The organism is Terrabacter sp. RAF57 (assembly GCF_052113925.1).
In the GTDB taxonomy this organism is placed as follows: domain Bacteria; phylum Actinomycetota; class Actinomycetes; order Actinomycetales; family Dermatophilaceae; genus Terrabacter.
Genome location: NZ_JBFRDT010000013.1, coordinates 162,962 through 177,874, shown reverse-complemented (window position 1 = coordinate 177,874; position 14,913 = coordinate 162,962). Strand labels below are relative to the sequence as shown.

The following is a 14,913-nucleotide window of genomic DNA, read 5'->3' as shown; positions in this document are numbered from 1 at the left end:
CACCCGCCGCAGGGACCGACCGAGAGGCGCGTTCGTGGACGACTACCTGAGGAGCGACGCCCCGGTCGTCGAGGCGCTCGACCGGGCCTGGGACCGGAGCCGGCTCAGCGTCCGCACCCGGTTCGAGCGGCTGCGCTCGCGCGTCTTCCTCCTCGTCCAGTGCGCCGTCTCGGCGGGTGTCGCGTGGTGGCTCGCGACCGACGTCTTCGGCCACACGTCCCCCTTCTTCGCCCCCATCGTCGCCGTCGTCTGCCTCGGCATGTCCTACGGTCAGCGGCTGCGGCGGGTCTTCGAGGTCGCGATCGGCGTCGCCGTCGGGGTCTTCACGGCAGACGTCTTCGTGCACGTCGCCGGCAGCGGTCCGTGGCAGATCGCCGCCGTGGTGCTCGTGTCGATGGCGATCGCGACCCTGCTCGACGGCGGCCCGGTCATCGTCACCCAGTCGGCCGTCCAGGGCATCGTCATCGCGGCTCTCGTCGCGAGCCCGGGCCAGGCCTTCGGCCGGTGGACCGACGCACTCATCGGCGGCGGCATCGCCCTCGTCGCCGCGACGGTCGTGCCCCAGGCGCCACTGCGGCGGCCCCGGGTCGCCGCCGCAGAGGCCGTCCGCAAGATCGGTGAGCTGCTCCGCCGGGCGGCCGCCAGCGCGCACGACGGCGACGTCGAGGGGGCGGCCGAGGTGCTGGCCTCGGCCCGAGGCACCGAGTCCCTGCTGCGCGAGCTGCGGCAGGCAGCCGACGAGGGCCTGTCGGTCATCACCTCGTCGCCCTTCAAGCGTCACCACGCGGCCGGGGTGCGCAAGATGGTCGACCTCGTCGAGCCACTCGACCGTGCGGTGCGGAGCACTCGTGTGCTCGTCCGCCGCGTCACGGTCGCGGTCGGGCGCGGAGAGCAGCTGCCGCCCGGCTACGAGACCCTGCTGCTCGAGCTCGCGTCGGCGACGGACGTCATCGGACGGGCCCTGTCCGAGAACGCCTCTCCCGAGATCGGTCGGCCGGCGCTGCTGGCCGTGGCCGCAGGGACGGGGGAGGTGCCGCGCACGCCGAGCCTTGCGACCGAGACGGTGCTCGCCCAGGTCCGCTCCACCGTCGTCGACCTGCTCCAGGTTACGGGCCTCGACGTCGACGAGGCCATCGCCGCCCTCCCGCCCGAACGCCCAAGAGACCCCTGACCACCCACACCCACCACTCAAGTGGCCCCGTGGTGCCACCCCCGGAGGGTCCGACCCGGTCGAGTGGCCCCGTCGTCACATGGGCAGGTGGGGTCACGGGGCCACTCGACGGTGGGGAGTCGGGACGCGCGCAGGGCCGGGTCCTTGCGGACCCGGCCCTGCGGCATACGTGCGTTGACGCGTCAGGCTGAGGGCGTCAACTCGTGGGGTCCGACGGGCAGCTTCTCGACGCGAGGGTCACCGGCCTCGGCGAAGTAGTCGGCCGGGATCGTCGCGTCCTTGCCCTCCGGCGCCTTGGCGGCCCGGAGCACCAGCGTGAGGATCGCGGCGACGACGACGTTGATCGCGAAGGCGGTCACCGCGATGTAGCCGAGCTGGCCGATGAGCGGCATGTTCGCGACCGAGCCCGCGAACGGTGCACCGGTGGCCTTGTTCGTCACGTTGTACGCGGCCACCGTGCCGTAGACCATGCCGACCGCCCAGCCGGCGAGCAGTGCCCACCGGTGGAACCACCGGGTGTAGAGGTAGAACACGAGAGCCGGGAACGTCTGGAGGATCCAGATGCCGCCGAGGAGCTGGAAGTTGATCGCGTTGCTCTTGTCGAGGGTGAGCACGAAGATCAGCGCGAACGCCTTGACGACGAGCGAGGTGAGCTTGCTGACCTTGGCTTCCTGCTGCACGGTCGCGTCGGGCTTGATCCACGCCTTGTAGATGTTGCGCGTGAAGGTGTTGGCCGCCGCGATCGACATGATCGCCGCCGGGACGAGCGCGCCGATGGCGATCGCCGCGAACGCCACGCCAGCGAACCACGACGGGAACATGTCCTCGAAGAGCTGGGGGATGACCAGCTGCCCGTTGACCTTGCCGTCGAGGCCGACGGGCTTCGTGCCGGCTGCGATGGCCACCCAGCCGAGCAGGGCCAGCAGGCCGAGCAGGAAGGAGTAGGCCGGCAGGATCGAGGCGTTCTTGCGGATCGTGTTGCGGCTCTTGGCCGACAGCGTCGCCGTGATCGAGTGGGGATACATGAACAGCGCCAGTGCCGAGCCGAGGGCGAGCGTGCCGTAGGCCCAGTAGGCCTTGGGGCCCGGGATGAAGACGTTGGGGTTGCCCGTCGCCGGGTTGGTGGTCGTCGTCATCTTCTCCTTGGCGGAGTCGAACACGTGGCCCCAGCCGCCGACCTTCGAGGGAAGGTAGATGACCGCGACGATGATGACGATGTAGATGAGGATGTCCTTGACGAACGCGATGATCGCCGGTGCGCGCAGCCCCGAGGTGTAGGTGTAGAGCGCGAGGACGAGGAACGCGATGAAGAGCGGCAGGTCCTTGGCGACCCAGTTGGTGCTGCTGCCGACGCCCGCGACCTCGAGGACGGCCTGGATGCCGACGAGCTGGAGGGCGATGTAGGGCATCGTCGCGAGGAAGCCGGTGACGGCGACCGCGAGGGACAGGACCCTGGACCCGGAGCGGCCCTCGACGAAGTCGGCGGGCGTCACGTAGCCGTGACGGTGCGACACCGACCAGAGGCGCGACATGAAGACGAAGATGATGGGGTAGAGGATGATCGTGTACGGCACGGCGAAGAACCCGTTGACGGCGCCGAAGGCCCACATCGCGGCCGGGACGGCGACGAACGTGTAGGCCGTGTAGAGGTCGCCGCCGAGCAGGAACCACGTGATCCACGTGCCGAACGAGCGGCCGCCGAGTCCCCACTCCTCGAGGCTCTCCATGCTCTCCGGGCGACGCCAGCGGGCGGCCCAGAAGCCGGCCCCCGCGACGATGACGAAGAAGAAGATGAGGACGGTGAGCGCGACGCCGTTGACGCCGCCAGTGTCGGCGGCGGGGGCGATGGCGGAGGCGATGGTGGTCATCGGGTGCCGTCCTCTCGGGTGTCACCGAAGGAGTCGTCGTCGAAGGCGTCACCCTCGGGGTTCATCGGCACGTGGGGACGTGCCTTGAGCACGATCCGGTAGGCGGTGTAGGTCAGCGCCGAGCAGAGGAGCACCCAGAGGAACTGGTACCAGATGAAGAAGGGGAAGCCGCCGAGACGGGGCTCGTCCTTCGCGTAGGTGCCGACGAGGAGCAGGGCGACGATGGGAATGGCGAGGAGCACCACGGCGAGGGCCAGCAGGCCCTTGTTCGCCGGTGGCGCCTCGTGACGGTGCGGAGTGGTGCTCACGCGAGTGACCTCCGTTGGTCGGGCCGGACGGGTGCGGCCGTGCGTCGCGGAAACTTACTCTCGCCACGGTCCGCCATGTGCTCTGCGACACAGTCAATTGCGTACTTCTGTGCAGATCGTGATGTGCGGGCGGACGCCGTCTCGTTGCGCTCTCGCTCACGGATAGGCTGTGGCCATGGCTGATTTCGATGTCGTTGTGCTCGGTGCCGGTCCTGGTGGCTACGTCGCGGCGATCCGCGCGTCCCAGCTCGGCAAGAAGGTCGCCGTCGTGGAGAAGCAGTACTGGGGCGGCGTCTGCCTCAACGTCGGCTGCATCCCGAGCAAGGCCCTGCTCAAGAACGCCGAGCTCGCGCACACGCTGACCCATGACAAGGCGAAGTACGGCATCGAGGGCGACGCCACGATGAGCTTCGGCCCGACGCACGCCCGCAGCCGCAAGGTCTCGGAGGGCATCGTCAGGGGCGTCCACTTCCTCATGAAGAAGAACAAGATCGAGGAGATCGACGGCTGGGGCACCCTGACGTCGGCGTCCTCGATGGACGTCGCCCTCAACTCCGGCGAGAAGCGCTCGATCACGTTCGACAACCTCGTCCTCGCGACCGGCTCGGTCACCCGCATGATCCCCGGCGTCGAGGTCAGCAAGAACGTCGTCACCTACGAGGAGCAGATCCTCGACCCCGAGCTGCCCGGCTCGATCATCATCGCCGGGTCCGGCGCCATCGGCGTCGAGTTCGCCTACGTCATGAAGAACTTCGGTGTCGACGTGACGATCGTCGAGTTCCTCGACCGCATGGTCCCCACCGAGGACGCCGACGTGTCCAAGGAGCTGCTCAAGCACTACAAGAAGCTCGGCGTGAAGGTCATGCTCGGCACCAAGGTCGAGTCCGTCGAGGACACCGGCTCCGGCGTCAGGGTCACGGTCAGCCCGGCGGCCGGCGGCGACCAGCAGGTCCTCGAGGCCGACCGCCTGCTGTCGGCCATCGGCTTCGCGCCGCGCACCGAGGGCTTCGGCCTCGAGGCCACGGGCGTGGAGCTCACCGAGCGCGGCGCCATCGCCATCGACGAGTACGGCCGCACCAACGTCCCCAACGTCTACGCGATCGGTGACGTGACGGCGAAGCTCATGCTCGCCCACGTCGCCGAGGCCATGGGCATCGTCGCCGCCGAGACGATCGCCGGCGTCGAGACCATGGCCATCGACTTCGCCTTCATCCCGCGCGCGACCTTCTGCCAGCCGCAGATCGGCTCGATGGGTCTGTCGGAGGCGCAGGCCAAGGAGGCCGGCCACGACGTCAAGACGGCGACGTTCCCCTTCTCGGCCAACGGCAAGGCGATGGGCCTCGGTGAGCCCGTCGGCTTCGTCAAGGTCATCGCCGACGCGGAGCACAACGAGATCCTCGGCGCGGCGATGATCGGTCCCGACGTCACCGAGCTGCTCCCGGTCCTCAACCTCGCGCAGACGTGGGACCTCACCGCCGACGAGGTGTCGCGCACGGTCTTCGCGCACCCGACGCTCGGCGAGGCCGTCAAGGAGGCCGTCCACGGCATCGCCGGCCACATGATCAACTTCTGAGCGTCGCCCGGACAGGCGTGCGTATGCCGTCCGGCCGGCTCGCGAGGGCACTCCCGTTCGTGGGGGGTGCCCTCGCGCTCTGTCTCGGGACGACTGCCTGCACGACGGATCCGACACAGGCGCAACGTGGCCCGACCGGCGCGTGGTTCGGCACCCCACCTGCGGTCCAGCAGGGCGACCCTGCGGTGGGAACACCGACGCCCGGCGACGACATGACCGCAGTGCCGGAGGACTCGGCCTGCGCTGCTGGGACCGACCGCGGCGCCAGCCTGCCGGTACGGGCCGCCGACCTGTGGCCGGGAGCCTCCGTGACGGGCGGGCGAGCGACCGAGGTGCGGGCTCGCCCCGGCGTGCCCTGCCCCGCGGTGCCCGCGCCGGAACCCGACTGCGGCCTGCCGGTCTTCGCGTGGTCGAGCTCGACGAACGAGGAGCTGATCGGGTGGACCGGTGCCGACCGCGTGCTGTCGGGCTTCGCCGGTGCCCGGGTGGCTGCATCCTCCGACGCAGGCAAGGGCTCGCTCTCGGTCGGCTACGTCAGTCTGCGCTTCCGCCAGGGTGAGTCACGCCTCGCCGTGACCCGGGCGCACCTCGAGGACGCGATGCGCCGGTGCGGCAGCGGCCGGTCCGGCACGCTCGGGGGCGTCACCGGTTTCGTCGCCAGCCAGGAGAGTCTCGTCGGCGCCGACCCCGTGCGCACCCTGCTCGTCACGGAGCCGGACCGGCTCGTCTGGGTGGCCCTCGACGGGGGTGCGTGGTCGGCCACGAGCACCGAGCGGGCGGTCCGCGTCACCCTCGAGCGGCTGCGGACGTCCTGAACGCCCGCCGGACGGGTGGGTCGTGGGGCGCGGCCGGGGCGGACGGCATACGACCGTGGCCGCCGGGCACGCGACCCGGGCTGCACGGCATGCGCCCGGTGCAGGCCGGGGATGCAAGACGCCCCCGCGGAAGTCCGCGGGGGCGTCTGGTTCCAGCTGGTGGTGCGACCGATCAGTACCAGTGCTTCCGGCCACCGATGGCGCGACCCGACGCGCCGAGGATGAAGAGCACCGCGCCCACGACGACAAGAATGATGCCGATCGTGGTCAGGATGCTGATCTTGGCGAAGATGCCAATGAGCAGCAGGATGAGTCCGAGAACGATCATGGTGTCGCTTGTCTCCTTCAAGAGGTTTTCCCCGAGCAATCTCTGTCGTACCCGCGGGCCGGGCCCACCCAACACGGGGACGGTCACGAAACGGTCACGCGCTCCGGAGGGTCGTGCGGGCCGCCCTCCGAGGCTCGATTAGGGCGGCAGGTACCCCGCTGTTACGCTTGGAGACGCCGTCGAACGGCCGCGGATTCGATAGCGCCCAGGTGGACATGCCCTGGAGCACCGCGCAACGAGATGAGAAGGAGTCGGTTCATCCATGCCTTTGGACGCTGACGTGAAGAAGCAGATCATGACCGAGTACGCCACGGTCGAGGGCGACACCGGCTCTCCCGAGGTCCAGATCGCGATGCTGACGCAGCGCATCAAGGACCTGACCGAGCACGCTCGGGCCCACAAGCACGACCACCACAGCCGTCGTGGTCTCCTCCTGCTGGTCGGCCGCCGCAAGCGCATGCTGCGCTACCTCGAGGCGACCGACATCGAGCGCTACCGTTCGCTGATCAAGCGACTCGGCCTGCGTCGATGAGTTCGTGACGAAAGGCGGTCACCGCGTGCTGCGGAGACCGCCTTTCGTCGTAGGTGCAGGCAGGCGACGCCCGTCGTCCGCCGCACCAGGGCCAGCCGGCCCGAAGAAGGAAACCACGCACACAACGACGATGTGCGCGGGCACATGAGAAAAAGAAAGCGAGGGCCCACATGGAGGGTCCAGACATCACCTTCGCCGAGGCCGTCATCGACAACGGCAGCTTCGGCACTCGCACGGTCCGGTTCGAGACCGGCCGCCTGGCCCGTCAGGCCGGCGGCGCCGTCACGGCCTACCTCGACGACGACACGATGCTCCTGTCGACGACGTCGGCCGGCAAGCAGCCGAAGGACCAGTTCGACTTCTTCCCGCTGACCGTCGACGTCGAAGAGCGCATGTACGCCATCGGCAAGATCCCGGGCAGCTTCTTCCGCCGTGAGGGTCGCCCGTCGACCGAGGCCATCCTCACCTGCCGCCTCATCGACCGCCCGCTGCGCCCGACCTTCAAGAAGGGTCTGCGCAACGAGGTCCAGGTCGTCATCTCGGTGTTCTCGCTGAACCCCGACCACCAGTACGACGTGCTGGCCATCAACGCGGCCAGCGCCTCGACGCAGATCTCCGGCCTCCCGTTCTCGGGTCCGATCGGTGGCGTGCGCGTCTCGCTCATCGACGGCCAGTGGGTCGCCTTCCCGAACTTCTCCGACATCGAGCGCTCGGTCTTCGACATGGTCGTCGCCGGTCGTGTCGTCGGTGACGACGTCGCGATCATGATGGTCGAGGCCGAGTCCACCGAGTCGACGTGGGACCTCGTCAAGAACGAGGGCAAGCAGGCGCCGACCGAGGAGGTCGTGTCCGAGGGGCTCGAGGCCTCGAAGAAGTTCATCAAGCAGCTCTGCGAGGCCCAGGCCCAGCTCGCTGCCGAGGCCGCCAAGCCGGTCCAGGACTTCCCGATCTTCCTCGACTACGAGGACGACGTGTACGCCGCCGTCGAGTCCGCCATCGAGGCCGACACGACCGCTGCCCTCACCATCGCGGGCAAGCAGGAGCGGGAGGAGCGCCTCGACGAGATCAAGGCCGCCGTCAAGGCGCAGCTCGCCGAGCAGTTCGAGGGGCGTGACAAGGAGGTCTCGGCTGCCTTCCGCTCCGTGCAGAAGAAGCTCATCCGCCAGCGCATCCTGCGCGACAAGGTCCGCATCGACGGCCGTGGCCTCGCCGACATCCGCGCCCTGGGCGCCGAGGTCGAGGTCCTGCCGCGCGTGCACGGCTCGGCGATCTTCGAGCGTGGCGAGACCCAGATCATGGGTGTCACGACGCTCAACATGCTCAAGATGGAGCAGCAGCTCGACACGCTGAGCCCCGTCACGCGCAAGCGCTACATGCACAACTACAACTTCCCGCCCTACAGCACCGGTGAGACCGGCCGCGTCGGTTCGCCGAAGCGCCGCGAGATCGGTCACGGCGCCCTGGCCGAGCGTGCGCTCATGCCGGTCCTGCCGACCCGCGAGGAGTTCCCGTACGCCATCCGTCAGGTGTCCGAGGCTCTCGGCTCCAACGGCTCGACGTCCATGGGCTCGGTCTGTGCCTCGACCCTGTCGCTGCTCAACGCCGGTGTGCCGCTGCGCGCCCCGGTCGCCGGCATCGCGATGGGCCTCGTGTCCGACACCGTCGACGGTGAGACGCAGTACGCCGCGCTCACCGACATCCTCGGTGCCGAGGACGCCTTCGGCGACATGGACTTCAAGGTCGCCGGCACCAAGGAGTTCGTCACGGCCATCCAGCTCGACACGAAGCTCGACGGCATCCCCGCGTCGGTCCTCGCCGGCGCGCTGACCCAGGCCCGCGACGCGCGTCTGCACATCCTCGACGTCATGGCCGAGGCCATCGACGTGCCCGACGAGATGAGCCCGTACGCCCCGCGCATCATCACGGTGAAGGTCCCCGTCGACAAGATCGGTGAGGTCATCGGCCCGAAGGGCAAGATGATCAACCAGATCCAGGACGACACGGGCGCCGACATCTCGATCGAGGACGACGGCACGGTGTTCATCGGTGCGGTCGACGGCCCCTCGGCCGAGGCGGCTCGCGCGGCGATCAACGCCATCGCGAACCCGCAGATGCCCGAGGTCGGCGAGCGCTTCCTCGGCACCGTCGTCAAGACGACGACGTTCGGCGCGTTCGTCTCGCTGCTGCCCGGCAAGGACGGCCTGCTGCACATCTCCGAGGTGCGCAAGCTCGTCGGCGGCAAGCGGATCGACAGCGTCGACGACGTCGTCAAGGTCGGCCAGAAGGTGCAGGTCGAGCTCAAGGAGATCGACCCGCGCGGCAAGCTCAGCCTCGCTGCGGTCCTCGCCGACGGCGACAACGGTGACTCGGCCGCCGAGGCCGACGCGCCGGCCACGGAGTCTGCCGACGCCTGACCGAACCGGTCGACCGTTCCTGGTCACGAAGCGGCCCGTCACCCCTCAAGGGGTGGCGGGCCGCTCCGTCGTCTCCGCGATGGGTCGAGCAACAGGATGCACGCGCCGGTCGGGGTCAAGAGCCCCGGTCCGGAGCGCAGCGTCCTGTCGGTTGACCCGTTGGGTCAGAAGATCGCGTTGACGATGTTCCAGCCGGTGCTGACGAGCACGCGCGGGCTCCAGCCACCCGCGGCGGTCCGCGGGTAGAGCCACAGCCGCCCGCTCGTGTCGCGGGCCAGGACGTCGGGCACACGGTCGCCGTTCAGGTCACCGGGGCTCATGATCGCCGTCATGCCGTTCCAGCCCGTGCCGGACCGCACGCGGGTGCCCAGCGTGYCGGCGCCGGCCCCGGGTACGAGCCAGAGGATGCCGGTCGACGGCTCCCGGGCCAGAAGGTCGGGTCGGCCGTCGCCGGTGAGGTCACCCGGACCGACGAGGACGTTGTAGCGGTTCCAGCCGGTGCCGAGGCTCGACCGAGCCTTCCAACCGCTGCTACCGGTGCCGGGGTAGAGGTAGAGCTCGCCGGTCGTGGCCCGCCGGGCCACGATGTCCATCCGGCCGTCGCCGGTGAGGTCACCGACCCCGACGATGGCGTTCATCACCTGCCAGCCGGTCCCGATGCGCACGCGGGGGAGACGCCAACCGCCCGACCCGTTGCCCTTGTACGTCCAGAGGTCGCCGGTCRACGTCTCCCGGGCGAGCACGTCCTGCGCGCCGTCCCCGCTGAGGTCGCCCGGGGTCTCCAGCGCGGACATGCCGCCCCAGCCGGTGCCGACCTGGGCGCCGAGGCCCAGGCTCCCCGTGCCCGTGCCGGCGTAGAGCTTGAGAGCCGCGGTCGCGGTCCAGCGCGCCAGCACGTCGTTGTTCCAGTCGCCGTTGAAGTCACCGGTGCCACCCGACAGTGACGCCGGCGCCACCGGGAGGCGTGTGAAGGCATACGGGTCGCACGTGCGGTCGTAGTCCCACGTGGCGTCCCACCACTGGGCGAGGTAGACCTTGCCGCCCGAGAAGCTCGGCTGGGTGCACCGGTCGAGCGCCTCGGTCGGGTGGTCGAGGGTGCCGGCCGTCGCCCACACGGGGACGCCGGGCAGCCACCACGAGCCCGTGATCGACTGCCACCCCGAGGCGTTGGAGTAGACGCCGTAGGAGAAGCCCGCGGCCCGCAGACCACGCATGATGCCCTCGACGACGTAGCGGTTCTCGAGGCGCTGCACGGTCGTGGACGTTGGCCAGGGCTGGGCGGCCCTCGGCTCGACGTCGACCCAGACCATCCGCGGTGCCCAGCCGGGCACGTGGTGCACGGTCGCGACGGCATACGTCGCCTCGGCGTAGCCGACGTTGCTGAGGCGCCCGGCGCGCGTCGAGGACGACCACGGGCCGCTGCCGCCGTAGGTCGTCAGCTGCGCGGCCGTCGGGAAGCCCGCCATGGTGTATGTGTGGGTCGGCTTCACATGGTCCCTTGCCCAGGTGGCTTGCGTTGCGACGCAAGGGTTCTGGGTGAACGGCAGGCCGTTCGTCAGGCCGATGACGAGGAACTGCGTGGACGTCGGCGGGAACGTCGAGGGGCACTGCGGCCACGAGATGTCGTGCCCGAGGAGGACCGCTGCCTGGGCGCTGGGCGCCACGAGGAGACCGATGATGAGCCCGATGGCCGCGAGAGGGGCCAGGGCCAGGCGACGGAGCCGGCCCACGACGGTGATGCTGCGCGGACGGACGGACATGCGACCACTTCCTCGATCCCTTCCAGTGTGCGCCGCACAGCCGACTCCCAGCACGGCTTCGTGACGCACGAGTCCGTATGCCGTGTGCCGCGTCGCGCGCCTCCGTGGGCTCGTTAGGCTGGCCGCGTGAGCGACACGACAGGCCAGCCGTCCCGCGACACCAAGGTCGCCGTCATCGGTGCGGGCGGCCGGATGGGGTCGGAGGCGGTGCGTGCCGTCGAGGGCGCCGCCGGTCTGACCCTCGTCGGTGCCTACGGCTCGGGCGACGACCTCGGTGACGTCGGTGGGGCCGAGGTCGCCATCGAGCTGACCGTCCCGGCGGCCTCACCCGCCAACGTCGCCCACTGCGTCGAGCGAGGCGTCCACGTCGTCGTCGGCACGACCGGCTGGGACGAGGCACGTCTCGAGGCGCTCCGCGGCCAGCTCGCCGACGCACCCCCGGCATCGTCGGGTGCCGGGGTCGGCGTCCTCATCGCGCCGAACTTCGCCATCGGCGCGCTGCTCATGATGTCGTTCGCCGCCAAGGCTGCTCCCTTCTTCGAGTCCGTCGAGGTCATCGAGCTGCACCACCCGGCGAAGGTCGATGCGCCGTCCGGCACCGCCGCGCGCACCGCAGCGATGATCGGTCGGGCGCGGTCCGAGGCCGGCTGCTCGCCGGTGCCCGACGCGACGACCCATGATCCCGACGGTGCCCGCGGCGCCCGGGTGGACGGCATACCCGTGCACTCCGTGCGGCTGCGCGGTCTGACGGCGCACCAGGAGGTGCTGCTCGGCAACGCGGGGGAGATGCTGACGCTGCGACACGACTCCTTCGACCGCGGCAGCTTCATGCCGGGCGTCATCGCGGCGGTGCGCGCGGTCGCCGACCACCCCGGCCTGACGGTCGGGCTCGAGCACTACCTCGGTCTCGACTGAGCCGCCGCGCAGCCGACGAGACCGACGTGGCCATTCCCAAGGTCGTCCTCTTCTACGCGTTCCGGCCGCTCGCCGACCCCGACGCGCTCCGCCTCTGGCAGCGCGACCTCTGTGAGGGACTCGGCCTGCGCGGGCGGATCCTGCTCTCGCGCCACGGGATCAACGCGACGGTGGGGGGCGACGTCACCGTGCTCAAGACGTACGTCCGCAAGACGAGGGAGTACGCGCCCTTCCACGACGTCGACGTCCGGTGGAGCGACGGCACGGGGCTCGATGCCGAGGGCCGCAGCCTCGACTTCCCGAGGCTCGTCGTCAAGGCGCGCGAGGAGATCGTGTCGTTCGGCGTGCCCGACGAGGTCGTCGTCGACGAGCAGGGCGTCGTCGGGGGAGGCACTCGGCTGCGCCCGGCCGAGCTCGACGCCCTCGTGGCCGAGCGCGGCGACGATGTCGTGCTCTTCGACGGGCGCAACGCCGTGGAGGCAGAGGTGGGGCGCTTCCGTGGAGCCGTCGTGCCCGACATCCGCCACACGAGCGACTTCGTGCGCGAGCTCGACGCCGGCCGGTGGGACGAGCTCAAGGGCCGCCCGGTCGTCACCTACTGCACGGGCGGCATCCGCTGCGAGGTGCTGACGAGCCTCATGCGCTCGCGGGGGTTCGAGGAGGTCTACCAGCTCGACGGCGGGATCGTGCGCTACGGCGAGGAGCGGGGTGACCGCGGGCTCTGGGAGGGCCACCTCTACGTCTTCGACGAGCGGATGAGCGTCGGGTTCAGCGATGAGGCCGTCCACCTCGCCGCGTGCCACGTCTGCGGGACGCCGACGAGCCGGATGCACAACCGCGAGGACCTGCCGGGTCGTCCGCTCCAGCCGGTCTGCGACGCGCACGCCTGAGCGTCCCGCGGGACACACCACCCCGGCCGGTCCCGGCACCGCCGTGCGGGGGCTGCTGCGCCCGGCCGCGGATCAGGCGTTCTGCTGGCCCGTGCCGTCAGTGCCGAGGTCGGCCTCAGCGACCAGGTCCGAGGGTGCTCGCATGCGCCACGCGTCCGTCACGAGCTCGTCGAGACGATCGGTGTCCACGCGCTCGAGCCGGACCATGACGAGCGGAGAGCCGTCGTAGGCGGGCGTCGTGAAGAAGAGGTCCGGCTCGCCGAGGGCGAGGGCCTGCTTCTCGGCCTCGTCGCCGACGTAGAGCACGGCGACGTCGGTGCGGATGACGCGCCGCTGTCCGGGGACGCGCTCCGGATAGGACCAGACGAAGCCGTGCCCGCCCACCCGGAAGTCGAAGCCCGAGCTGGCGATCTCCTCGACGCCGGGCAGCGCGAGGGCCAGTCGTCGTACGTCGTCCGCGTCGGCCACGGGTCAGGCCCAGCCGAGGGCGCGCAGGAGGGCGGCGGTGGCGGCGCCGAGCACGACGACGACGATGAACGGCGCGCGCAGCAGGAGCGCGACGACGGCGACCCCCACGGCGGCCGCACGTGCATCGAGGACGAACGACCCGTCGGAACGGGTGAACGCCTGCGTCGCGACGAGGGCGGCGAGCAGCGCGATCGGCAGGGCGGCCGTGATCCGCCGGACCCGCGGCGCGTCGAGCAGGTGCGCGGGCACGTGGTGCCCGGCGAGCTTGAGCCCGAAGGCGATCGCGGCCGCGACGAGGACGGCGGTCCAGAGGCTCACGCCTGCTCCCTCCTCGGGGTGCGCCACGCCAGCAGCGAGGCCGCGGCTGCCGCCACGACGGGTATGCCGGGTGGCACCGTCGGCGACAGCAGCACCGCCACGACGGCGCCGAGGACCGCGATGGCGACCGCGTCGCGGTCCCGCAGCCGCGGCCAGAGCAGGGCGGTGAAGGCGGCACAGGCGGCGGCGTCGAGGCCGTACGTGCGTGGGTCGCCGACCCGCCCGCCGACGAGTGCCCCGGCGAACGTGCTGAGGTTCCAGAGGGCGAAGACGGTGAGGCCGGTGAGCCAGAAGCCCAGCCGCGACGTGCGTTCGTCGTCCTGGGCGACGGCGACCGCGGTCGACTCGTCGATGGTCAGGTGCGCGGCCGCCACCCGGCGGGTGCCACGGACACCGAGCAGGTGCGTCAGCTCGAGGGCGTAGAGGCCGTTGCGGATGCCGAGCATCGACGAGGCAGCAATCGCCGCGGGTGCGGCGTGGAGACCGTTCGCGATGATGCCGACGAAGGCGAACTGTGAGCCGCCGGTGAACATCAGCAGGGAGAGCGCCATCGCCTGCCACGTGTCGAGTCCGGCCGCGACGGCGAGGGCGCCGAAGCTGATGCCGTAGGCGCCGGTGGCGACCCCGACCGACAGGCTCTGGCGCACGACGTCCCGTCGTGCGCCCGGGTCGGCCGTCGCGGTCACGGGCCCTCCGTGGCCCTGCCGTCGTCGGCGGCCGGTGCGGTGTCGTCGGCGGCGGTTGCTGCGGAGTCCTCGGCGGTCGCGGGGACGGCGTCGGCGGCGTCGGAGGCGTCGGCGGCGTCGGAGTCGTCGGCGAGGAGCGCGGACAGGCGGACCTCACCGGCCGTGTCGCCGTCCGGTGAGACGACGCGCTGGCGGTGCGCCCCGTCGGCCACCATCCCGGCAGCGGTGAGGAACCCGCGGGTCGCGTCGTCCGAGGCGAGCAGCCACGCGGCGAGCGCGGAGCGGCCACGAGCGCGAGCCGTGTCGACGACCGCGTGCAGCAGGCGCGAGCCGTGCCCCTGACGACGTGCGTCGGGGTGGACCCCGAGCACGATCAGCTCGGCGGTGCCGGCATCGGTGTCGGCGTCGTCGGACGCGCCGACGGCGGCGAAGCCGACGACCTGCTCGCCCGCACACGCCACGAGCAGCACGCCGTCCCCGGACCGCTCGCCCTCGAGCGTGGCACGCCAGGCGTTCGCGAACGCCCGGGGCTCGAAGGTGGCGAGCACCTCGGGAGCGAGCGCGGCGGCATACGCCTCCCGGAACACGACGGCCTGCACGAGGCCCACCGCAGGGGCGTCGGAGCCGCGAGCGACCCGGACCGACGCGTCGGCGACGGGTCCGCGGTCGTGCGCGTGGTCGTGCCCGTGGTCGTGCGCGTGGTCGTGTCCGTCGTCGGGTCCGTGGTCGTGTCCGTCGTCGGGTCCGTGGTCGTGCCCGTGCTGATGTGCGTTCGCGTCCTCGTGTGCCACCCCGGCATCCTCTCAGGCGTGGACGCGCCCGTTGTCCACCCCGGTGCACACCCCGGCTTTGGACGCCCTGGGCTGC

15 protein-coding genes are annotated in these 14,913 nt (G+C 70.9%); 7 read left to right on the top strand and 8 right to left on the bottom strand.

What is annotated here, in order from left to right:
* The first annotated feature begins 34 nt into the window (after positions 1-34).
* A complete protein-coding gene (locus tag AB4Y83_RS15890; RefSeq protein ID WP_442274752.1) occupies positions 35-1,171 on the top strand; it encodes an FUSC family protein in 1,137 nt (378 codons plus the stop codon).
* A 182-nt stretch (positions 1,172-1,353) separates the two neighbouring features.
* Here the strand turns inward: AB4Y83_RS15890 and mctP are convergent, their stop codons facing one another.
* Together mctP and AB4Y83_RS15880 are read right to left on the bottom strand one after the other, a co-directional pair.
* Positions 1,354-3,039 (bottom strand): monocarboxylate uptake permease MctP, encoded by a 1,686-nt coding sequence (gene mctP, locus AB4Y83_RS15885; RefSeq protein ID WP_442274751.1) that lies wholly within the window; start codon positions 3,037-3,039, stop codon positions 1,354-1,356.
* A complete protein-coding gene (locus AB4Y83_RS15880; protein ID WP_442274750.1) occupies positions 3,036-3,347 on the bottom strand; it encodes a DUF3311 domain-containing protein in 312 nt (103 codons plus the stop codon). Before AB4Y83_RS15880 ends, mctP begins: the two co-directional genes overlap by 4 nt.
* Before the next feature lie 175 nt (positions 3,348-3,522).
* On the opposite strand from AB4Y83_RS15880, the gene lpdA reads away from it, so the two are divergent.
* Both lpdA and AB4Y83_RS15870 read left to right on the top strand, forming a co-directional pair.
* Positions 3,523-4,920, top strand: coding sequence for a dihydrolipoyl dehydrogenase (lpdA, locus tag AB4Y83_RS15875; RefSeq protein ID WP_056780291.1), 1,398 nt, complete (start codon positions 3,523-3,525; stop codon positions 4,918-4,920).
* A 212-nt stretch (positions 4,921-5,132) separates the two neighbouring features.
* A complete protein-coding gene (locus AB4Y83_RS15870) occupies positions 5,133-5,735 on the top strand; it encodes a hypothetical protein (protein ID WP_442274749.1) in 603 nt (200 codons plus the stop codon).
* Between the two features lie 172 nt (positions 5,736-5,907).
* Here the strand turns inward: AB4Y83_RS15870 and AB4Y83_RS15865 are convergent, their stop codons facing one another.
* Positions 5,908-6,063: a DUF6131 family protein gene (locus AB4Y83_RS15865; protein ID WP_196805932.1), complete on the bottom strand. Its 156-nt coding sequence runs from the start codon at positions 6,061-6,063 to the stop codon at positions 5,908-5,910.
* Between the two features lie 262 nt (positions 6,064-6,325).
* Here AB4Y83_RS15865 and rpsO point away from each other — a divergent pair, with 262 nt between their 5' ends.
* Positions 6,326-6,595 carry a 30S ribosomal protein S15 gene (gene rpsO, locus AB4Y83_RS15860; RefSeq protein ID WP_020142650.1) on the top strand — a complete coding sequence of 90 codons (270 nt, stop codon included), beginning with the start codon at positions 6,326-6,328 and terminating at the stop codon, positions 6,593-6,595.
* A gap of 170 nt (positions 6,596-6,765) precedes the next feature.
* The gene (locus AB4Y83_RS15855) at positions 6,766-9,009 is read left to right on the top strand and encodes a polyribonucleotide nucleotidyltransferase (RefSeq protein ID WP_442274748.1); all 2,244 of its coding nucleotides are present in this window, start codon (positions 6,766-6,768) and stop codon (positions 9,007-9,009) included.
* A gap of 164 nt (positions 9,010-9,173) precedes the next feature.
* Here AB4Y83_RS15855 and AB4Y83_RS15850 read toward each other — a convergent pair whose 3' ends face one another.
* The gene (locus AB4Y83_RS15850; RefSeq protein ID WP_442297456.1) at positions 9,174-10,769 is read right to left on the bottom strand and encodes an FG-GAP-like repeat-containing protein; all 1,596 of its coding nucleotides are present in this window, start codon (positions 10,767-10,769) and stop codon (positions 9,174-9,176) included.
* 126 nt (positions 10,770-10,895) lie between these two features.
* Between AB4Y83_RS15850 and dapB the strand changes: the two genes are divergently transcribed.
* Together dapB and trhO are read left to right on the top strand one after the other, a co-directional pair.
* Positions 10,896-11,684: a 4-hydroxy-tetrahydrodipicolinate reductase gene (gene dapB, locus AB4Y83_RS15845; protein WP_442297455.1), complete on the top strand. Its 789-nt coding sequence runs from the start codon at positions 10,896-10,898 to the stop codon at positions 11,682-11,684.
* Positions 11,685-11,710: 26 nt separating this feature from the next.
* The gene (gene trhO / locus AB4Y83_RS15840; RefSeq protein WP_442297454.1) at positions 11,711-12,574 is read left to right on the top strand and encodes an oxygen-dependent tRNA uridine(34) hydroxylase TrhO; all 864 of its coding nucleotides are present in this window, start codon (positions 11,711-11,713) and stop codon (positions 12,572-12,574) included.
* 72 nt (positions 12,575-12,646) lie between these two features.
* Here the strand turns inward: trhO and AB4Y83_RS15835 are convergent, their stop codons facing one another.
* From AB4Y83_RS15835 to AB4Y83_RS15820, 4 genes are read right to left on the bottom strand one after another with little or no spacing between them, the layout of a single operon-like run.
* Positions 12,647-13,042, bottom strand: a complete 396-nt coding sequence (locus AB4Y83_RS15835; RefSeq protein ID WP_442297453.1) for an MmcQ/YjbR family DNA-binding protein — start codon at positions 13,040-13,042, stop codon at positions 12,647-12,649.
* A 3-nt stretch (positions 13,043-13,045) separates the two neighbouring features.
* The gene (locus AB4Y83_RS15830) at positions 13,046-13,360 is read right to left on the bottom strand and encodes an AzlD domain-containing protein (protein WP_442297452.1); all 315 of its coding nucleotides are present in this window, start codon (positions 13,358-13,360) and stop codon (positions 13,046-13,048) included.
* The gene (locus tag AB4Y83_RS15825) at positions 13,357-14,046 is read right to left on the bottom strand and encodes an AzlC family ABC transporter permease (RefSeq protein WP_442297451.1); all 690 of its coding nucleotides are present in this window, start codon (positions 14,044-14,046) and stop codon (positions 13,357-13,359) included. The genes AB4Y83_RS15830 and AB4Y83_RS15825 overlap by 4 nt, the downstream gene beginning before the upstream one ends.
* On the bottom strand, positions 14,043-14,837 hold the full coding sequence (locus tag AB4Y83_RS15820; RefSeq protein ID WP_442297450.1) for a GNAT family N-acetyltransferase: 795 nt from the start codon (positions 14,835-14,837) through the stop codon (positions 14,043-14,045). Before AB4Y83_RS15820 ends, AB4Y83_RS15825 begins: the two co-directional genes overlap by 4 nt.
* Positions 14,838-14,913: the final 76 nt, after the last annotated feature.